The following is a 19,385-nucleotide window of genomic DNA, read 5'->3' on the forward strand; positions in this document are numbered from 1 at the left end:
TTTCCCCGCAAGGGGACGGAAACGTGGTACGAATGTTGTTGGGGTTTACCTCCTTTGGGTTGATCCCTACCTTTTCCCCGCAAGGGGACGGAAACTACATAGTCAAGCCTCCCTTATCGGGATAGAAAGAACAGTTGATCCCTACCTTTTCCCCGCAAGGGGACGGAAACGTGGTACGAATGTTGTTGGGGTTTACCTCCTTTGGGTTGATCCCTACCTTTTCCCCGCAAGGGGACGGAAACCCTCAGGTACTCGTGCGTTAAACACGATTTTATGGCGTTGATCCCTACCTTTTCCCCGCAAGGGGACGGAAACCCCTCATACAGCCCTTTATCAGGACTGTAGTACAGGGTTGATCCCTACCTTTTCCCCGCAAGGGGACGGAAACGTGACTTTGACAACTTCTTCGTTGGTATTGATGAACTTGGTTGATCCCTACCTTTTCCCCGCAAGGGGACGGAAACTTTTGTGCGCGGCGCATCTCTGCGACGCTTACGGACATCACCGTTGATCCCTACCTTTTCCCCGCAAGGGGACGGAAACGGTATAGTCGGAGCCGCTTCCCGAGATTTATTACAGGTTGATCCCTACCTTTTCCCCGCAAGGGGACGGAAACGAGGTCTTTAACCCACCGTGGACAACCATGACCACCCCATCGTTGATCCCTACCTTTTCCCCGCAAGGGGACGGAAACCATAAACCCCTCGGAATTTATGGGTAGATGCGAAAGAATTGTGTTGATCCCTAACTTTTCCCCGCAAGGGGACGGAAACCTCACAGCTACTTCGCTCGGAGTTGAGCTTTTCGCTTTGTTGATCCCTACCTTTTCCCCGCAAGGGGACGGAAACTCCTCCTCCCTTATTCAGGGACTAACTACACCCTTAAATAGGGAGGAAGTTGATCCCTACCTTTTCCCCGCAAGGGGACGGAAACCTGAGCTACGCGAGGCGAGAGGAGAGAGAAAGGAAAGTTGATCCCTGCCTTCTTCGAGACATCCTTGAGAACTGAGACTGGCGGATTCTAGGGTGGATCCCTAGCGCAGGAAACGGGCCAGCAGCACCAGTCCGATGCCGCCGAACAAGATGTTGAAGCTCCAGGCTGCCGCCCAAGGGGGAAGGGCTCCCACTTCTCCCAAGCTGCGAGACACGCTCAGAACCACGTAGTAGCCAAACACCAACAGGATCCCGAAGACGACGCCCCCGTAGCGTCCCACCCGCCGGGCAGTGCTGGATCCCAGGGGGAGCGAAATCAGCACGGCAAAAAAGCTGGCCAGGGGCAGGGAAAAGCGCATGTGGAACTCGGTGCGCAGAGCCTGAGTATTGAGATTGGAGCGGGCCAGGCGGGAAATCCGCTCCGCCAGCTCCGGTAAGCTCAACTCGCTGGGGGGAACCGGCGGCTGCATTAGAGTAGCCAGATCCTGGGAAACTTGCAGCGGCTTGCGATGAAACGTTTGCTCGGCAATGCTGAGACCCGTGGGGCCGTAAAGGTGGGTCGCTCCTTCGCTCAGGCTCCACTCCAGTCCGTTCCACACTGCCTGAGCGGCCAAGGTCACTTCCGCCAACTGGTATTTGCCTCCCGGCAAGGGATCCACCCGCAAAATCGTAACATCTTGCATCGTATTTAACCGGGGATCCACTTGGCGGATGAAGAACCAGAGGTTGTCTTCGGTTTTGAAAAAGACATCGTATTGCACCGGGGTGGTGGCCTGGGCCAGCAAAGCCTGCTGATCGATCTGGCGGATTTGCTGTTTACTGGCTGGCAGCAGCACGTTGCTAATGAAAAAAGCGCTCAAGCTCATGGCCAACCCCACCAGCAGCAGGGGCCGGAAAATCCGGCTAAACGGGATCCCGGCTGCCCGCATAGCGGTGATCTCGCTGTTGCCGCTCAGCTTGCCCAAGGTGAGCATGGTGGCAAAAAAGGCGGCAATGGGCATACCCAGCACCACCATCTCCGGCAGATCCAAAACCAAGAGGCGCAACACCGTCAGGGGGGGGACGGATCCCTCGACCAGCCGCTCGGCCAGGGTAAACAACCGGCCCACCAGCAGCAGCAGGGTTCCCCCGGCAATACCGGCCAGCACCGGGGTGAGCATCTCCCCAAACAGATAGCGCTCCAGCAGCCAGAACTTGGTGAGCAACCGTGCCATGTTTGAGAATTGAAAGGGATCGCCCTCATCCCCATGGAAGAGACGGGTTGCAATGGCCGAAAAATCGGCAGCAAAAGCCCTGAACCAGGCTCATCAATGCATTCTCGCTCAAGGGCTTGGGGAAGCAGGGGGGGGAAACGACTCTGTTTTGTCGGCAGGAGCCAAACGCGGCTGAGGAGAGTTGAGGGGAGGTTCGGACTCGGGATCCAGCTCGGCACCCCAGGTGACCAGGTAGGCCCGCTGTTCGGGGGAAAGGCGGCGAGCCTTGCGGAAATCTGCCCCTGCCACGATAGCTCCGGTGTAGGCTCCGGTCTTAAAATCGGGCTTTTGCCCTGGCTGAGCAGGGGAAGCCGTCTGAGGGGATCCCACAAACAGCAAAGCGCGGTAGAGATCGGCCCCGCGCAGGTCGGCATTCCGCAAGTTAGCTCCGCACAGATTGGTGTGGCTGAGATCGCAGCCGCTCAGGTTGGCCCGCTCCAGGCTGGCTTCGCTGAAATCCACCGCTCGCAACAGGGTGCCATGCAGGTCGGCTCCCTCCAGCATCGTGCCCAGGTTGACCACTCGGATGCCGTTCACGCGATCCCGCTGGTAACCCCCTTTGCCGTCCAGAATGGGTCGGCCCAGGTGTTCGTCTCGCCGCAGAGGGCTGAGCAGATTGGCAGTGGAGAGAAAGCGCAGGATCTTGGCTTTGCCGAAGCGATCCACCCCGTTCAACAAAGCAGCCGTGCGCCCGGCAGCAATGGCCCGCTCCAGGGGCCAATCGTCCAACTGCCCATCGGGAGACAAGACCAGGTTGGAAATGCCTTCAAAGTAGGCGTCGATGGTCTGCTGCTGGGTAATGATATTCTGCTGAATGGTGAGATCGCGGGAGATGATGTACTGCCGCCAGGCGATGTAGGCAGCCAGGATGGCGATCAAGATCTGGCCTGTGGCCCCAAACACTTCTCCCAAAGCCCCAATCGCCTCCCAACTCAGGGATCCCAAAGCGGAAAACAGCCCGCTCCCGGCAACCCCTCCCATCAGGGCCAAGCTGAGGGCCACTCCCGCCCAGGCCAATTGAGGCCAAGTGGTCAGCCACTGCCAAAGACGGCGTCCGATCTGAGCCCAAAGCGATCGCCCCCACCAGCCCGCCAGGCCCAGCCAAGCCAGCACCGCCCCCCAGCCCAAGACCGGCTGAGCCATCAGCTTTCCCAAGAGCAGCAAGAAGGCCGGAATCCCCAACAGCAGCAGATGAATCAGGGGTTGCCACGGTGAGACCGGAGACAGCAGGATCCCGGATTCAAGCAGCGACGGCTCTTGGGGCAGATGTTCGGGGACAAGGGTTTTGTAGGTCATGGCGCAAGCAGGGAGGTTACTCTAGGGCTAGTGTTAGACTTGCAAAAAAAGCCTGCGTTAGTCCGTATTTGGAGTTGGCGGATAGGGCAGGATCCCGCCTACTCAGTTTGGTAGGATAACCTCGGCCTTTCTTCTCTAGCCCAGCCTGGTGTGAGGATAACCACCATGATCTCTTCCTTATTGTCCTTACTGCCTATTGGTCTGCAGAAATCCGGCGAACACCAATCTACAGCAGTCCTGCCCGGCCTGCGGGCGCAGCGCCACCGTTCTGCAATGCTGACGCGGCTGGCAACCTCTCTGATGCTTGGCACCACCTTACTGCTGACAGCAAAGTTGGATCCCGGCTGGGCGCAAACTTCCCTGGACACCGGCATTACCGGTGAGCAGACCCTGCCTCAAGCTCCCCCTCTCCCGGACAATCGCCCGGCCATTTTCGTGGATGCAGCCAACGGCAGCGATACCCGTGGGGATGGATCCCGCAATAACCCCTTCAAGACGATTACTTATGCCATTCAGCGGGCTGAGGCTGGCAGCGTCATTCAGCTTTTTCCCGGGGTATATAGCGAGGAGAGCGGCGAAACCTTCCCCATCCGTCTGAAAGCCGGCCTCACCTTGCGTGGGGACGAGTCCACCTTGGGAGAGGGCTATCTCATCACCGGCGGCGGTACCTACATGAGCCCGACCCTAGGCCGACAAAATGTTGCTCTGCTGGCAGAAACCGGCGCAGAAGTGCGAGGAGTTACCCTGCGCAACCAAGGGCGGCGCGGCTATGCCCTCTGGGTCGAATCGGCCTCCCCGCGCATTCTCAACAACAGCTTTGTGGGCAGCATCCACGATGGAATCTTCATCGCTGGCGCTGCCAATCCCTGGGTAGAGGGCAACCGCTTCTATAAAAACGGGGCCAACGGCATTTCCGTTTTGGGCACCTCCCAGCCCACCATCGTCAATAACCTGTTCCAAGAAACCGGCTTTGGCCTCACCATCGACCAACGCTCGGCGCCTGTTGTGCGCAACAACCGCATTCTGCAGAACCGTACCGGCGTGGTTGTCGGGGGCAGCTCCAGGCCCATCCTGCGCAACAATCTCATCGCCCAGAACTTGGAGACCGGCCTCACTGCCATCACCAACGCCCAGCCGGATCTGGGCACGGCCACGGATCCCGGCAACAACATCTTTGAGGGCAACGGCCAATACGACATCCACAACGCCACCCGCGGCCTGCGCATCAATGCCAACGGCAACCAACTGCGGGGCAAAGCCAAAGGGGATCTGGATCTGTCCGGTCAAACCACCGTCGCCGCTCTCCCCGATAGCGCTCCCCGCCCCATTGCTCCTGGCACTTTGGCTCTGCCCAGTGCCCCGTCCCAGCCGGCTACTCCCAGGGATCCCCGGCCAGCGGCTGAGACCCCCTCCACCTTACCGGTTGTGACGGTGCCGCAATCGACGGATCCCAGCCCAGTTGCCTCTCTATCGGGATCGGGGGGGCGCGTTTTGCCCAACGTTCCTGCCCAGCCGGCGGACACTCAACCCCAAGCGCAGGAGTTTGTTGCCGTCCCCTTCACCCCCGATGGCTCTACCACACCTGCCCAGCCGGCTGACCCTGTTCCCAGGCCACCGTCGGCTCCCCTCACGGATATCACCACCCTCCTGCCTCCGCCGGCCCGTCGCCCGTCCACGGGGATCCCGGCCACTCCCTCTGCTCCCACTACAACTCCAGTTGCCCCCCCTGTGGCTGCTGTGGGCTCGGCAACCCAATTTCGCGTGTTGGTGACCCCCAAGAGCAGCGATGACTTGAACCGATTGCGGCAGCTCATCCCCGAGGCGGTGGAAACGGTTTTCAACGGCAGAACAGTGTTGCAGGCGGGCCTGTACGATAGTCGCAGCCAGGCCCAGTCGGTTTTGGATCGGCTGTTGGATGCCGGCTTTGAGGCGGTTGCCGAGATGATTTTCCGCTAGCGACCCCCCACACTGCCGGCTTGCTTCTCCATAGCGGTACGAGGGAGCTTTGATCCCAGTTCTTTGGCGGGGTGGCCAGCCATTGAGCCCAAGTCTCCTTGGTCGCTGGCAAGGGAATTGACTACAAGTGCTTGCCAAGAGCGATGACGGCTCGAACACCCCCTCTCTAGTCCAGCGGATCCAGTCGGTAGCGGCTGAGCCAGTGATCCAAATGCACTTCCTCCTCATCCAGCAGTTGGGCGTTGATCAACCCCCGTTTGAAAGCAAGGCGGATGGCTCTGGCCCGCAAGCTGAAAGTGGTTCCCCACTCGTCGCTCTCAATTTGGTCGTTGCTGACTTCTAACTTGTCGTAGAGGTTGCGCAGACGGTTGGTTACCCCTCGGCGGGACAAAAAGCGCCGTGCAGCAATGGCCTGGTCGGTGAGGCCAAGGGCAATGTCGATCAGCACTTCGTACTCGGCATCGCTGAGACCGGTAATTTTGTTTTGTGAACGGGAATCGACCCCGCGCACCTCTCGGTCGATCACGCATTGCTCATCCTGCACCACCGCTTGGATAGCGCTGACCAATTTTTCATCGGTGCAATTTTTCAAAAGGTAGCCATAGACGGTTTGCGAAGGCACGATCTTGTGCAGTTCCCGCACATAGACTTCATCGGCAAAATGCGACCAAAAAATGATGCGCGTGCTGGGGCACTCTGACCAAACCTGTCGTGCTACCTCGATCCCGGTCATCTCGGGCATGCGGATATCCATCAACACGAAGCTGGGGTGGTGCTGACGGTAAAGTTCCAACGCCTCTCTACCATTCGAGGCTATATACACCGGGCCGAACTCAGGCAAATGTTGTGTTAGCAGGCTATGAACATGCTGACGGTAGAGAGCGTCATCTTCAGCAAGGAGGGTACTCACGGGCCTTTATCAGAATTACCGAATACTTTCTTTTCACTACCTAACTCTAAAGACACCCACAAGGGAAGATAAGGCACTATTGAGCAGTACTCAATGGAGCAAGGGATCCCCTCCGCCGGCGATGAGTAGCGGCTCAGGAAAAGGAGTTCGTCCCGCTCTCGTCCTGTGGACGGTGCGGTTTCCCCATAGCGCTCACGCAAACGGCCAATGAACTTCTCCACCGCAGACGTCGAAAACTTTTGATAAGCAGCAGTCTATGCTGTTTCTACGGCAGAGGCCAAAAATGCCTCAATCTCAGAGCGCTGGGGCAAGCTAGGTTGGGCTCCCGCACGGGTTACGGCCAAAGCAGCGGCGGCATTGGCAAAACGCAGGGCTTCCCTCAGGGATCCCCCGGCAGCCAAACAAGCAGCTAAGGCCCCACAAAACCCATCTCCGGCAGCGGTGGTATCCACCACTTCCACAGGATGAGCTGGCCAATGGCCACTTTCTTCCCCATCTGCCCAGACCAGCCCTGCCCCTCCCAAGGTAAGGATAACGGCTGGGATCCCGTGTTTCTGCAGTTCTTGAGCCACCTTTTGGGCTTGTTCCGGCGTCTCCACAGGGGATTGGGCAAGGGCAGCCGCTTCGGTTTCGTTGAGCACCAAGTAGCGAACCTGGCGCAACAGGGATCCTGGCAATGGCACGATGGGCGCAGGGTTGAGCAAAATCGGGATCCCTTGGGCAGAGGCTTGTTCTGCTGCAGCCTGCACAGTGGGCAGGGGGATTTCCAGCTGCAGCAGGAGCAGGGCCGCTGGGGTAAAGGGAGGCAAATGCTCCGGCAGATAGCGACCATTGGCTCCAGGGCTGACCACAATCCGGTTTTGCCCTGCTGGATCCACAGTGATCAGAGCGATGCCGCTGGGCCCTTCCAGCTCCCGCAGGTGGTGGGTATCGACGCCGTTCTGCTCCAGGTTCTCTTTCAGCAGGCGGCCAAAGCTGTCAGATCCCACTGCCCCCCACATTTCCACCTGGGCTCCCGCCCGCGCCGCTGCCACCGCTTGGTTGGCCCCCTTACCGCCAGGGTAGGTGGCGTAGTCGGATCCCAGCACCGTTTCCCCAGGGCCGGGATGATGGGGCACCTGCACCACCAAATCCATGTTCAAGCTACCCACCACTCGGATTGGGCCTGCCATCGGGCTTGTGGGGAAATCCTGTTGGAAAAGCAGAGATCTAGAGATCTTTGGTTTGGATCCCTGGGCAGCTATTGTATCAGCCGCCGGTCTTGGCCAGGGATCCCCTTGAGCGCCCTACCACGCGGCAAGGGCTGATAGCAGTCGTGGTTTTTATTACCATCTATTTCAACTGATCGCGCTAGCGGGCCGGAGGCCTTAGCAGGAAGCAACCGGTCGTTTGTTTCACCTCAACGGTGAGATAAATGACTATGCGTTGTGGAACGGTTATCTGTAGGGATTGGTCGCCCTTCGACATATCGCCACTCTGCTGAAAACACAGGGCAAGAACCCGATTCCAAAGGTTGAGGATCCCGACTATCTTGGTGGGTGTTGACCCAGGAAGCAAGCTGATGTTGCTGACAACTACAGATGTGCTGCAGGGTGTGGAGATCGAGGGCTACCTGGGCATTGTAACAGCCGAGGTGGTTTACGGCAGCAACGCTCTGCGGGACTTTTTTGCCGGCATCCGCGACATCATCGGCGGGCGCACAGGGGCCTACGAGCGGGTTTTCGAGCAAGGCCAAAAAGAAGCCCTGGAAGAGCTGGAGCGGCGGGCCAAACGCTTGGGGGCAAACGGCATCATTGGTGTTGCCATCAACACCGGCACCATCAACATCGACCAAACCGGGGTGCTGCTGCTCATCACCGCCACCGGCACCGCCGTTAAGCTCCGCTGACGGATGCTTCTGTTGAAGGTTTCCCTTTCTCGGAAGATGATGGCAGCCTGTTCTCAGGCCAGGCTTTCCATCACCGCCTCGTCGATCTCGAAATTGGCGTAGACATTCTGCACATCGTCTAGGTTGTCGAGACGCTCCATCAGGGCAAGCACTGACTTGGCCGTATCGGGATCCTCCACATGCACCTCAGTGGATGGGATCCAGCGGATGGCCGCATCTTGCACTGGGTAGCCCTCTTTTTTCAGGTAGGTGGCCACCTGCTCCAGCAAAGAGTAGTCGCAGTACACCTCTGCTCCTGTGCCTTCCACCTTGAAGTCGTCTCCCCCTGCTTCTGCCACCGCCAGTAACAGAGCTTCCGGATCTTGCACAGCCTCCAGGCTGATCACCCCTTTTTGCCGGAACAGCCAGCTTACGCAGCCGGCTTCTCCCAAGCTGCCGCCGGTTTTGCTGAAGGCTTCTCGCACCTCGGCAGCCGTGCGGTTGCGGTTGTCGGTCATGGCCTCGATCAACACAGCCACCCCACCGGGGCCGTAGCCCTCGTAGCGAACTTCTTCCAGGGGGCTGTCGTCGCTCCAGTTGCCGGCTCCCTTGGCAATGGCTCGTTCAATGTTTTCGCTGGGCATCCCCGCTGCTTTGGCTTTCTCCACTGCCGCCCGCAACTGAAAATTCCCATCCGGATCTGGCAAGCCGTTGCGAGCTGCCACGATGATGGCCCGCGAGAGTTTGGTAAAGAGGCTGCCCTTTTTGGCATCTACACGGGCCTTTTGCCGTTTAATGTTGGCCCACTTGCTGTGTCCTGCCATGCCGCCACACACCAGTCAAGCAATGAATTGGAGGGATCCCTCCATTTTTGAAGCCTAGATCACCTCGGCTCAGGACTCAACCCCGCGACAACTGGGAGGGTACCGGCCTGGTCACAAAACAAGGGATCCTGAGGATCCTTCACAACCCAGACTCAGCTACCCAACAAACCCATCAGGGCTGAATCGGCTGCCGCTGGATCACATCCCCTTGGGGCGGAGGCGGAGGGGCTGGGGTTTCTTGAGGGGTAGGCGTTGCCTCTATGGGAGGAGTTTCCCCAGGAGGCGGGGGCAGAGGGGGCACAGCTTCTCCAGGCACAGGCCCAGGTGTAGGCGTGGGGGTTGGGGATGGAGTTAGAAAGGGCGTCACCTGTCCCAACAGCTCGGCATAGAAAATCGCATCTTGCTCTGGCCCAAAGCGCCCCACTTCCCAACGGTGACGGGGCACAAACATTGTTTGCAGCAGCACTTCCCGGCTGACAAAAGCGGGAGTACCCGAGAAGACGTAGCCATCGACAATGACCCGATTCAGATCGGGCCGAGTTTGAAACACCCGATCCACCTCCCGCAGCATCTCCGTATCCAGCCGCCCCAGCAGAGTTTCCAGGGTGTCTTCAGGGCTGATCGGTACTCGCACCGAAAAGCGATAGCCTTCGCAACGATAGTCCCCACAGATCTTGACCAGCTCGTTACGCACCCGGATTTGCGCCCCAGGATCCAGATTGCGCCCTGGCACAAGGACTTCTTCCTGAGGTTGCTGTTCGACCGGCTGGGCCCATAGCTGGAGTTGACTTGCCCATCCTGCCCAAACTAGGGATCCGAAAAACAAGCCAAATCCCCAACCTTTTAGAGGAAGGCTCCAACCCAGACTGCCCTGCTTAGAGCGGGGTGAAAAGGGGAAATCGCGATCCTGGATCGGGCTGTTCATAAAGCGTTGACCGATTCCTCAGCGATGGCTACCGCCAAATCTACCCGACATCGGCCAGAGAGGCACTAGGCAGGGAGAAAAATAGGGTATCGGCTCCGAATGGTTTCAAAATAGGGGCAGATAAATAGGGAAGCTTTGACAAACTCCCTGTCCTGGGCAGCAACGGATGTGCTGTGGCAGCGCATGGGTGTAGGATCTTAGGCTCTGGGTTCCCGCTCTGCAGGCAGGCCAGTGCTCTGCTGTGTGGGCAATGGATCCATGGATTGTTATTACCGTTGAGATCGCAAACCCAATTCTCTTCTTCTTCTCACGTCTTCTCATGACCGCGGTTGTTCCTTCACCTTTGCGCTACGCCTACTACCCCGGCTGTGTGGCCCAAGGGGCCTGTCGTGAGCTGTACGACTCCACCGACCAGATTGCGCGGCATCTGGGCATTGAACTGGTGGAGCTGGAGGCTGCTTCTTGCTGTGGTTCGGGCACCTTCAAAGAAGAATCGGAGCTGCTGGAAGATACGGTAAATGCCCGCAACCTGGCTTTGGCCGAGGCGCTGGGGTTGCCGATGCTCACCCACTGCAGCACCTGTCAGGGAGTGTTGGGCCGCGTGAATGAAAAGTTAAAAGCTGCGAAAACCGCGAATCCAGAGTACTTTCACCAGGTGCAGGCCCTGTGCCAGAAAGGGGGCTGTGAGAGCCGTTACCAGGGCACAGGCGATGTGCGCCATTTGCTGTGGGTGCTGGTTCATGACTACGGCCTGGAGCGATTGGCCCAACAGGTCAAGCGGCCTCTCCTGGGACTGCGCTGCGCTGCCTTCTACGGGTGTTATCTGTTGCGGGCCTACGACATCTCCCGCTTTGATGTGGCGCGGGATCCCCATTTGATGGAGGATCTCTTCGAGCGTTTGGGGGCCACCCCCGTTTGGTATCGCGGGCGCACCCAGTGTTGCGGTTGGCCCATTTCCAGCTACGCCCCGCAGCAGTCTTTCTCGATGGCAGGCCGGCATCTCGTAGAGGCAATAGAGGCGGGAGCCGATTGTTTGGTTACCCCCTGTCCCCTGTGTCACCTCAACTTGGACTCTCGGCAGCCGGAGGTGGAACAGGTGATCGGGCGCAAGCTGGGGATCCCGATCCTGCATTTGCCACAATTGGTGGGCCTGGCCCTGGGGATCCCGGCGAAAAACTTGGGACTGAACCGCCATGTAGTACAGGTGGAAAGAGCCCTGCAAAAAATAGGCCGCTAAATCCCACTTGATGGCTGGGGGATCCCTGGGCAAACATCAGGTGGGGTCTGCCTGGGAAGGATATGCTATTCTGCCCAGCAAGGTACCCGTCCTTGTTCAAAAACCGCAAAGATCCTCGTAAGCTTAGATCCACCTACTGATACATTTACGCTGAACACTGCTGAACATCACTGTTCAACTATGCAGCGATAGCATTCTGTTTGTTTCCATTCGCGTTAGCGGGACGGAGTCCAAACAGAATGGCGGTATCCCGCAAAGCTTTGAGTAGAATACCCAAAGCGCAGTTTCCGTGTCGTCTTACTACCAATTTTCTGCTTTGCTTTGGCTACCATGTTGGCAGACTCGAAAGTAAACAGAAAGATCAACTGGTAGTAATCCGTACTGAACATATTATACATTATTTTCAGTATAGTTGAGCTTATTATTGACTAGAGTCATGCTCCTGCTTAGCAGCTCCCTATGGTTGTCTCGGATCCCTTTGGCCTTGTTGTGCAAGAAGTGCAGCAGGGCGGGTACGCAGACCGAGTGAAAAAGCTGGTTTACTTTGCCTGCACCAGCACTTGGGAAAGCGATATCAGCAAGTTGAACCAAATAGACCTGAAAGCTCTGCTGGAGCAGCTCTGCCGCCAGCACGCTACCCTTGATGCTTTGGGCCAGCGCTTTCGAGAGGCCATCAGCCGCATCAACAAAAAAGCCGAGTATGCTCGCATCGCCAAGATGCTGCTAAGCAAGCTACAGCCCCTGTATCAACAGCCCCAAGCGGATCCCTCAGTTTGGGCTACGCCCTCGCCTGTTTTGTCCTTGGAATATGGCGGTCTGCAACTGCAAAAGCAAGACTATGATCCCTTCGAGTTGCGGGCAGGGGTGATGCGGCAAACCAGTCCTTTGCGGGCCAAGCTGGTTCTGTTCACGGCTTTGTACCACAAAATAGAGCCCACCCTGCAAGGGTTGGCCGCCCTGCGACGCCACAGCCTGGACGAACTGCTCAGAGCCCTTTACGATGCCTGCCACTCCCCCCAAGAACTGGAAACCCGGCTGAAGGAGGCGGTGCAGCAGTTGCAGGAGCCGGATCAGGATGGCCAAGCCGCCAACGCCGTGCTGCAGATGCTGAAGCCTCTTTACGTTGAGGTGCCCCCGGAAACGGTCGCCGCTGGAGGGTTGGCTGCCGAGCTCCCCTCTGCCGATCTGGATTGGCTGAATACGGAAGATGCCGTTCGTGCCGGCAGGACAGAGTCCTTGTCCGGTTCCATGACTTGGATTGACGCTGGGATCCCAGAAGATGAGGAAGAACCTGCAGAGCTTTCGGCTTTTGCAACCTGGACAACACCACCCGGCCCCTCTTCTGACCTGCGACAGGAGATCCCAGAGTCCTGCCGCCAACTGCTCCATCGCAGCGCCGGATCCTTGATGGTTGCCATCGAGAACACCCTAAGCGAGTTGGGCAACGCCCTGGACGAAGGTCTGCAGGATGAGGATCCCGCCCAATATCTGACGCTCAAACACCAGGTGCTGCGCGGCTTCTTGAGGGATGTCGAGGGATCCGCTGCGATGTTCATGGGGATTGTGAAAAAGCTAGAACAATCGGAGTGGCGCCTGGTGCAGCCCCTGCGCGTCAGCAATGCAAAACAGGCTCTGCCGGAGGCGGTTACCGAAATGCCCGCTGAGCTGGCGGATCCCTATGCTTCCCTAAGACAGGTGTTGGCCAGCAGCGAGCTGGCCCAGCAAAAGCCGCAGTTGGAGCAGGAGGTGATGCGTTTGGTGCGGCGCAGCGTCGGCTCTGTCAAAGCTGCTATCGAACAGGCCCTGAGCGAGTTGGGCAAGGCGTTGGATGAGCAGTTCCAAACCTGCACTCTAGAGGAAGCCTTGGTTCTCAAGTACCAAACACTACGCGCCTTTTTGCAGGAAGTGGGGGAGATCTCCACCAAATTTGCTGCTTTCTTGGATCGCATGGAGGAGGCAGAGCGCCGTCTGTTCGGGCTGGTTTGAAGCTCAAACCCGCTGTTTGGGGATCCCGTTCAACACTGGCGATCAGCTGCGCAGAGTGCTGGGGAAACGCCTTGATTTTCTTCTAGAATGGCCGCTAGTTTGGATCCCCTCTCGCTTCTCTGAGCTCTCCCCCCTCCATCTATGGACGCCAAGGATCTGCTTCGGCTTTACCGGGCAGGACGGATCAACTTTGCCGGCGAGAACCTGGCCGCCCTTGACCTGAGCCGGGCCGATTTGATCGGGGTGGATCTCTCCCAAGCAAACCTGCACAGTGCCAATTTGATCTTCGCCTTCTTGGGGCGGGCCAAGCTGCAGAAGGCCAACCTCGTCGGGGCTAACCTTGGTGGGGCCAACCTCAGCCAGGCGGACTTGAGCGAGGCGGATCTCAGAGATGCCCAGTTGCACGGCGCCACCCTACAAGGAGCAGATTTGCATGGGGCCAACCTAACGCTGGCCCTGTTGATCGATGCCAACCTGCTGGATGCGGATTTGCGTTGGGCCAACCTCACCAGTGCCAACTTGGGGGGAGCTTGCTTGCGGGGGGCTAATCTCCGTTTCGATAGCCGCCGGGGAGCGGTATTGCGCAACGCCAATCTTAGCCGCGCTGATCTCAGCGGAGCCAACCTGTCGGGAGCGGATTTGACACGGGCCGACCTGAGCGGGGCCAACCTAAAAGAGGCCAGTTTGATCAAAGCCAACTTGCAAGGGGCCAATCTGCAGCAAGCCCGTTTGCAAGGGGCCATCCTGAGCGAGACCGACCTGAGGGGGGTTTCTTTTTTGGGGGCAGACCTGCAAGGGGCGCAGATGGCGCGGGCCAACTTGAAGGAGGCGATACTTCGCCAGGTGAATTTGACAGAGGCCAACTTAAGCGAGGCGGATCTGGCCGGGGCCGATCTTTCCGCGAGTTCTTTGTGCTCGGCCAAACTGGCGCGGACGGATCTCAGTCGGGCCAATCTGGCCGGGGCCGATTTGCGGTGTGCCAACCTGGTGGATGCCTATTTGGGCCGCACCAACCTGGAAAATGCCGATCTCGGCGAGGCAATCCTAACCCGAGCCGATCTGAGCACAGCCAACCTCAGCGGGGCCAATTTGCGCGGGGCAACTCTGCCGGATGGACGGGTAGGCTGATTGGACAGACTCGCTACCGTATGAGGACGAGGATTCTTGTCCCTGAGTGAGACGGGGATCCGCCCCGGAAAAGGTGAGGTTTTCCCCTGCCCCAGAGGGGCCACAACCGCTACCCTACAAGGGAAGGATGGGTCAAAGAGATCCGTGAACAGCCGCCGATTTCTGTCCTTGATGGAAGCTTTGTGGGCCGATCTGCCCTTGCCGGAATGGTTGCCGGGGGCAGGAGAGCGCTCCTGGCAGCAGACGGTGGCAGCCCTGCTCCAGCTATGGCAAGAAGTTGGACAGTTTGGGGTGGTGATCGGTGGGCCGGTGTCTTGGTGGCCCCCCTGGGTGGTTCGGGATCCGCTGCCTCAACTGCCGTCGCCCATTGACGCTCCAGAACCGAACCTGAAGCTGCGGGAGCTGGCCCGTGAAGATCCCTGGCTGTTTACCCCTGACTTGTCCCCTGAGTCGATTCTGACCCCTGGCCAGACGGTGATCCCTCTCCTGCCGCAGGATCCCCTGGTGGAGGAGCCTTTTTTGCTGGTGCTCACCCCTGTTTTTTCGGCGGTGGCCGCCCAAGGGCATCACCCCCACACGCGGCAGAGGGGGATGATGGTGTCTTTTGAGCCGGAAGTGGTGCATCGGGCTTGGCAGATCCTAGAGCAGCGGGTTCAACAGGGTAGGCCGGATCGCTTGCCCTTCTGGCAGGAGCTGATCAAGCACCATCCCCTCATGGAGCCTCATGTGCGGGTGCTGGCCCGCTTCAGCAGCCTTCTTCTGCTGGGAAACCTGGCCGAGTCGGGATCCCCGCCCGCTCGCTTACCCCCCGCCAGAGCCGAGAACTCCCCTGCGCCCACAACCCGGCCAGAAGATTGGCAGAAGCGGCGGTCTCCTCCTTCCCATGGCCAGCCTGCCGGTCAAGGCCAACAGAACAGCCTTTCGGAGGCAGAACTGTTGCGGGCTCTCATCCACGAGATCCAGACGCCCCTCAGCACCATCCGCACCTTGGTTAGTCTCATCCTGAAGCGGCACGATCTGCCGTCGCGGGTACGGGAATACGTGGAGAAAATTGACCGCGAATGTACCGAGCAAATCAACCGCTTCGGGCTGTTTTTCCAGGCTACAGAAACGGTGATGCCCGCTGCTACCCCACAGGAGGGGCGTCGGCTTCAGCTAGAGCCCATTGCGCTGGTGGACTTGGTGCGGCAAAACCTGCCTCGCTGGCAGGAGCAGGTGGAACGGCGGGGATCCCAACTGGAGTTGGAGATTCCCGATGAGCTGCCGGATGTGGTCAGCGATCCCAAGGCGCTGGAAGCGGTGCTGTTTGGCATGGTCGACCGCATTGCCCGCAGCACGCCGGCTGGCAGCCACATTCGCGCCCAGTTGGTCAGCGCAGGGGAGCTGGTCAAACTTCAGTTTCAGGTCAACACACCTGAGGGCAGCGACGCCACTGTTGCCTCAGAGCCCAAATCCCCTCAGGCGATTGGGCAGTTGTTGGTCGTGCAGCCGGATACCGGTGCAGTGAGCCTCAGCCTTCCCGTCACCCAAACTCTGTTCCGCGCCTTGGGGGGCTACCTCACCGTGCGCCATCGCGCCCGTCGGGGGGAAATTCTCAACATCTACCTGCCCCGCCAGCTATAAGCCACCCAGTTGGGATCCCGATAGCGTCTCAGGATTGATATGGCGGATTGCAGGGGAGGTAGGGCTAGGATCGATCTGCCAGCGCCGGGAGAGTCTAGGGATTGGATCCATGCCGAGAGCCAGAAAAGTTGCTGAACACCATCCAGAGCCTGAACCCGTCTGCGGAGCCGGAGAACCCAAGGTTAAGGGGGTCACTCTTTCTGCCCAGCAGCTTTCCACTTTGCTTCACGAAATGCGCAATCCTCTCACCGCCCTGAGCACGCTGGCCAAGTTATTGCAAAAACGCTTGCCCCCAGAGGATCGCAACCACTGGATTGGCCTGAGCATTGAACAGGAGTGCAAGCATTTGCAGGAGCTGCTCGCGGAGTTCGAGCGTTTGGACGGGATCCCGGCCCCCCTCCAGCTTCAGCCCCTCTCCTTGGCCGACCTGCTGCGGGAGTGGATCCCCATCTATCAAGCCTTGGCCGAAACCCAGGGACACCACTTTCAAGCCGTCCTGCCCCCTTCCCTACCCCCTGTACAAGCCGATCCGCGTGCCCTGCGGCAGGTGCTTGATAACCTGATCGACAACGCTTGCAAGTACACCCCGCCCCCAGGTGAGATCCGGCTGAAGGTGGAGCTGGGTGAAGATCCCTCAACTGCTTCGCAACGGGAAGTGTTCGTTGCCGTCTGCGACAACGGCCCCGGCATCCACCCTGAGAACCTGGAGCGGATCTTCGATCCCTTTTTTCGGGCAGATCTTTCTAAGCCAGGGCAGGGGCTGGGGTTGGCCATTAGCCGCGACCTGGCCACCCGGATGGGCGGAGATCTCCAGGTGGAAAGCTCCCCCCAAGGCTCCTGTTTTCGCCTGAGATTGCCCACAGGTTAGTAGGAAGATTGTAGAGATATGGGATGGCAGGTGCCGCCAAACGCTTGAACGCTACCCAGGAGCTGCAGATGGCCTCTTCTCCCCCAGCCAAACCCGAACCCCCTGCTGCCAGTCCAGCAGCCCGCATTCTGCTAGTAGATGATGAACCCGGCTTACGGGAAGCGGTGCAAGCCTACCTCGAGGACAGCGGCTTTGAGGTGATCCCGGCGGCCAACGCCCAGCAGGCTCTGCAACTGCTCAGCACGGCCCAGCCTCAGTTGATCATCTCCGACATCATGATGCCGGGCATGGATGGCTATCAATTTTTGGCCCAACTGCGAAAACTCGAGCCCTACAGCCATCTGCCGGTGGTGTTCCTCACCGCCAAGGGGATGACCGCCGACCGCATCCAGGGTTACCGGGCCGGTGTCGATGCCTATTTGCCCAAGCCCTTCGATCCGGAGGAGCTGGTGGCCATCGTCTCCAATCTCATTGAGCGATCCCGCGCTGCCAGCCCTTCGGAGGTAGTGGCCCGCGAGCTGGCCTCGATTCGCGCCCTGCTGTCGGAGCGCACCCTTGCCACAGCCACGCCTGCCCAGACCTCTGCCCCCACCCCCCTGCCCCCACCCATTAAGGTAGAGCTGACGCCGCGGGAACAACAGGTGTTGGAGAAGGTGGCAGAAGGGCTGATGAACAAGGAGATTGCCAAGCAGCTGCAAACCAGCGTGCGCAACGTGGAAAAATACGTCACCCGCCTGCTGAACAAGACAGGCACCAGCAGCCGCACCGAGCTGGTTCGCTATGCCCTTACCTATGGCCTAATTCGGCTATAGCCCTCACCCCCAACCCCTAGGAAGACTGAAGAACGTGAGACACGGTTTTATCGCTGGGGCTTTGGTGGCACAGTAACCAGCAGCTCCACCCCAAAGGCGTGATCCCCGGCAGGGTAGCTGGTAATCCCCAGCCCATCGATGCGGGTCAGCAGCTCACGGGCCTCCGGCTCCAAGCCTGCCAAACCACCCGGTAGTGTGGCCTCCAGCACTGTTCGGATCCCTTGCCAATTCAGCAAAAAGTAGCCGTAGTTGGGCTTGGGCAACTGATCGTAGAGGGTTTTCAGCGGCTCGGTTTGGGGAAGCAAATTGCCCTGGCGTTGGGCGAGGGTTTGCAGCGCCGCCGTGCTGCTAGTCACGATCAAATAGTTGCCTTCCCAGGCGCGGGTCAAAAGCGGGCGGTTAAACAAGGGATCCGCCCACGTCACCTGTCCACCCGCCTCCGTTACCCCTACTCCCGATTCTTGGGCCAGCCGATCCAACTGAGTCAGGGCCGCGTTGGCCTTGTCTTTTTGGCTGGTCTCGATCACCAAGGCTGCTCCCATGCCCTGCAACAGGGGATGGGCCTGGGCATCCGGTGCCACCAGCAGGGCCATCTCCCCATCCATCCAAGCCAGCAGATCTTTTTCCAAGTCCAGACGGGTATTGGCGCGAAACTCAGCCCGCAGCTCCTCTAACGACTCCTTGACCGGCGGATCTTTCTCCAGCTCAGGCATAACGGCTTGCCAGCGCTGGGCGATCTGTTGGGTGGTCAGCACCGCCAGGGCATTGCCGGGCAGCCGCTGAATAAGTTCGCCGCGAGCCGGTTGCCACCCCCCCTGCACCTGGGTTTTCGGATCGGTCTGGGTCAACATGCGCAGCCGTAGGCCCTGCTCCTGCCAGTGGGCAGCCATGGCCAAAGAGCGCAGGGGTTGCAGGGATCCCAGCGTCGCCGGATCCAGATCCTGCATCCAGTCTTTGAAAGATTCGGGATCCTCCTGCAAAGCCTGGAAGTTGAAGTAGGCAAAGGCCAGCGTGCCGCTCTTATACAGATCGCCAACAGCGGTGCGGAAACTTTCGGAGCGGCCAATCGGCTCTGCTTCGCCGCGATACACAGCAATCGCCTGCTGCATCACCCTTGGGTCGTTGGCCACTGCCACAAAGCGGTTGCCAAACTCAGCAGTTACCCATCGCTCGCCCGGCTCCCCGTTGGTTTGCACATAGAGGGTGACCCCCTGCTCCTGGCGCTGCTCGAAGTTGGCCCCTTCTGCTGCTGCCTGTTGCCGCACCTGGGCCAAGAATTGCCCAGACAAATCAGCGTTGCGGGTGCTGGCTCCAAACAGGATCCCAGGCACCGGCTCGGCAGCTCCGGGCACCAGATTGGGGATCACCACTGCCATCGTGAATTGCTCGCCAGCCCAAGCTTGCATCTCTTCCCGAGAGAATTCCTTGCCGGTTTCAGCCAAAGCTTCTGCCGTCCAGCTCTCCCACTGGGCCAAAAGGTCAGGGTGAGTGCGAAAAGATTCTTCCGGTTGGGTAGAAAAGGTCAGCACCAGGGGCGCCGACTGGGGAACCAGCGCGGTTTCCGGCAGAACATCGTCGGGCAACTGTACCTGTGGCCCTCTGAGTTGGCAGGATCCCAGGAGCCAAGAGCCCCCCACCGCCATCAACGTCAGAGAGAGAGGGCGCAGCCGAGAATGAAGCTGGACTTGCATGGCGGCTACCTAAGCAGCTAGTGGATATAGCCAATCGTAGCATCTAGGCATGAGCCTGCAAACCCAAATTTCTGTAA

The 19,385-nt window shown here is 59.1% G+C and carries 15 protein-coding genes and 1 CRISPR repeat array; of the genes, 8 read left to right on the forward strand and 7 right to left on the reverse strand.

Annotated elements, in window-relative coordinates:
* Positions 1 to 58: 58 nt before the first annotated feature.
* Positions 59 to 933: a CRISPR direct-repeat array (repeat unit 37 nt; unit sequence GTTGATCCCTACCTTTTCCCCGCAAGGGGACGGAAAC).
* A gap of 100 nt (positions 934 to 1,033) precedes the next feature.
* The gene (locus ACVWZU_RS09295; RefSeq protein ID WP_414407437.1) at positions 1,034 to 2,146 is read right to left on the reverse strand and encodes an LptF/LptG family permease; all 1,113 of its coding nucleotides are present in this window, start codon (positions 2,144 to 2,146) and stop codon (positions 1,034 to 1,036) included.
* A 108-nt stretch (positions 2,147 to 2,254) separates the two neighbouring features.
* Positions 2,255 to 3,481: a pentapeptide repeat-containing protein gene (locus ACVWZU_RS09300; protein WP_457444521.1), complete on the reverse strand. Its 1,227-nt coding sequence runs from the start codon at positions 3,479 to 3,481 to the stop codon at positions 2,255 to 2,257.
* 165 nt (positions 3,482 to 3,646) lie between these two features.
* Here ACVWZU_RS09300 and ACVWZU_RS09305 point away from each other — a divergent pair, with 165 nt between their 5' ends.
* On the forward strand, positions 3,647 to 5,437 hold the full coding sequence (locus ACVWZU_RS09305) for a DUF1565 domain-containing protein (RefSeq protein ID WP_457444523.1): 1,791 nt from the start codon (positions 3,647 to 3,649) through the stop codon (positions 5,435 to 5,437).
* 166 nt (positions 5,438 to 5,603) lie between these two features.
* Here ACVWZU_RS09305 and ACVWZU_RS09310 read toward each other — a convergent pair whose 3' ends face one another.
* The gene (locus ACVWZU_RS09310; RefSeq protein WP_457444524.1) at positions 5,604 to 6,347 is read right to left on the reverse strand and encodes a response regulator; all 744 of its coding nucleotides are present in this window, start codon (positions 6,345 to 6,347) and stop codon (positions 5,604 to 5,606) included.
* 254 nt (positions 6,348 to 6,601) lie between these two features.
* The gene (gene rbsK / locus ACVWZU_RS09315) at positions 6,602 to 7,519 is read right to left on the reverse strand and encodes a ribokinase (protein WP_457384528.1); all 918 of its coding nucleotides are present in this window, start codon (positions 7,517 to 7,519) and stop codon (positions 6,602 to 6,604) included.
* A gap of 389 nt (positions 7,520 to 7,908) precedes the next feature.
* Between rbsK and ACVWZU_RS09320 the strand changes: the two genes are divergently transcribed.
* Positions 7,909 to 8,235, forward strand: coding sequence for a YbjQ family protein (locus ACVWZU_RS09320; protein ID WP_457440305.1), 327 nt, complete (start codon positions 7,909 to 7,911; stop codon positions 8,233 to 8,235).
* Between the two features lie 53 nt (positions 8,236 to 8,288).
* On the opposite strand, the gene ACVWZU_RS09325 is transcribed toward ACVWZU_RS09320, so the two are convergent.
* Positions 8,289 to 9,038 carry a YebC/PmpR family DNA-binding transcriptional regulator gene (locus tag ACVWZU_RS09325; RefSeq protein WP_457444527.1) on the reverse strand — a complete coding sequence of 250 codons (750 nt, stop codon included), beginning with the start codon at positions 9,036 to 9,038 and terminating at the stop codon, positions 8,289 to 8,291.
* Between the two features lie 172 nt (positions 9,039 to 9,210).
* A complete protein-coding gene (locus ACVWZU_RS09330) occupies positions 9,211 to 9,963 on the reverse strand; it encodes a hypothetical protein (protein ID WP_414343335.1) in 753 nt (250 codons plus the stop codon).
* Between the two features lie 319 nt (positions 9,964 to 10,282).
* Between ACVWZU_RS09330 and ACVWZU_RS09335 the strand changes: the two genes are divergently transcribed.
* The 6 genes from ACVWZU_RS09335 to ACVWZU_RS09360 all read left to right on the forward strand — a co-directional run bounded on the left by ACVWZU_RS09335 (position 10,283) and on the right by ACVWZU_RS09360 (position 17,617).
* Positions 10,283 to 11,200, forward strand: a complete 918-nt coding sequence (locus tag ACVWZU_RS09335) for a CoB--CoM heterodisulfide reductase iron-sulfur subunit B family protein (protein WP_457444529.1) — start codon at positions 10,283 to 10,285, stop codon at positions 11,198 to 11,200.
* 459 nt (positions 11,201 to 11,659) lie between these two features.
* The gene (locus tag ACVWZU_RS09340) at positions 11,660 to 13,186 is read left to right on the forward strand and encodes a hypothetical protein (protein ID WP_457444531.1); all 1,527 of its coding nucleotides are present in this window, start codon (positions 11,660 to 11,662) and stop codon (positions 13,184 to 13,186) included.
* A 141-nt stretch (positions 13,187 to 13,327) separates the two neighbouring features.
* Complete coding sequence (locus ACVWZU_RS09345; protein WP_457444533.1) at positions 13,328 to 14,314, forward strand: pentapeptide repeat-containing protein; 987 nt, start codon at positions 13,328 to 13,330, stop codon at positions 14,312 to 14,314.
* Between the two features lie 144 nt (positions 14,315 to 14,458).
* Positions 14,459 to 15,937, forward strand: coding sequence for a sensor histidine kinase (locus tag ACVWZU_RS09350; RefSeq protein WP_011432968.1), 1,479 nt, complete (start codon positions 14,459 to 14,461; stop codon positions 15,935 to 15,937).
* Between the two features lie 109 nt (positions 15,938 to 16,046).
* Positions 16,047 to 16,805 (forward strand): sensor histidine kinase, encoded by a 759-nt coding sequence (locus tag ACVWZU_RS09355; protein WP_011432967.1) that lies wholly within the window; start codon positions 16,047 to 16,049, stop codon positions 16,803 to 16,805.
* Positions 16,806 to 16,873: 68 nt separating this feature from the next.
* Positions 16,874 to 17,617 carry a response regulator transcription factor gene (locus ACVWZU_RS09360; RefSeq protein WP_011432966.1) on the forward strand — a complete coding sequence of 248 codons (744 nt, stop codon included), beginning with the start codon at positions 16,874 to 16,876 and terminating at the stop codon, positions 17,615 to 17,617.
* Positions 17,618 to 17,664: 47 nt separating this feature from the next.
* Here ACVWZU_RS09360 and ACVWZU_RS09365 read toward each other — a convergent pair whose 3' ends face one another.
* Positions 17,665 to 19,308, reverse strand: a complete 1,644-nt coding sequence (locus ACVWZU_RS09365) for a DUF3352 domain-containing protein (RefSeq protein WP_457444535.1) — start codon at positions 19,306 to 19,308, stop codon at positions 17,665 to 17,667.
* Positions 19,309 to 19,385: the final 77 nt, after the last annotated feature.

This window comes from Thermostichus sp. MS-CIW-26 (assembly GCF_054059115.1).

Coding starts and splice junctions, on each gene's coding strand:
- ACVWZU_RS09330 (WP_414343335.1), bottom strand. CDS start 9,963: ATGAACAGCCCGATCCAGGATCGCGATTTCCCCTTTTCACCCCGCTCT.
- ACVWZU_RS09325 (WP_457444527.1), bottom strand. CDS start 9,038: ATGGCAGGACACAGCAAGTGGGCCAACATTAAACGGCAAAAGGCCCGT.
- ACVWZU_RS09295 (WP_414407437.1), bottom strand. CDS start 2,146: ATGGCACGGTTGCTCACCAAGTTCTGGCTGCTGGAGCGCTATCTGTTT.
- rbsK (WP_457384528.1), bottom strand. CDS start 7,519: ATGGCAGGCCCAATCCGAGTGGTGGGTAGCTTGAACATGGATTTGGTG.
- ACVWZU_RS09360 (WP_011432966.1), top strand. CDS start 16,874: ATGGCCTCTTCTCCCCCAGCCAAACCCGAACCCCCTGCTGCCAGTCCA.
- ACVWZU_RS09320 (WP_457440305.1), top strand. CDS start 7,909: ATGTTGCTGACAACTACAGATGTGCTGCAGGGTGTGGAGATCGAGGGC.
- ACVWZU_RS09340 (WP_457444531.1), top strand. CDS start 11,660: ATGGTTGTCTCGGATCCCTTTGGCCTTGTTGTGCAAGAAGTGCAGCAG.
- ACVWZU_RS09300 (WP_457444521.1), bottom strand. CDS start 3,481: ATGACCTACAAAACCCTTGTCCCCGAACATCTGCCCCAAGAGCCGTCG.
- ACVWZU_RS09355 (WP_011432967.1), top strand. CDS start 16,047: ATGCCGAGAGCCAGAAAAGTTGCTGAACACCATCCAGAGCCTGAACCC.
- ACVWZU_RS09365 (WP_457444535.1), bottom strand. CDS start 19,308: ATGCAAGTCCAGCTTCATTCTCGGCTGCGCCCTCTCTCTCTGACGTTG.
- ACVWZU_RS09345 (WP_457444533.1), top strand. CDS start 13,328: ATGGACGCCAAGGATCTGCTTCGGCTTTACCGGGCAGGACGGATCAAC.
- ACVWZU_RS09305 (WP_457444523.1), top strand. CDS start 3,647: ATGATCTCTTCCTTATTGTCCTTACTGCCTATTGGTCTGCAGAAATCC.
- ACVWZU_RS09335 (WP_457444529.1), top strand. CDS start 10,283: ATGACCGCGGTTGTTCCTTCACCTTTGCGCTACGCCTACTACCCCGGC.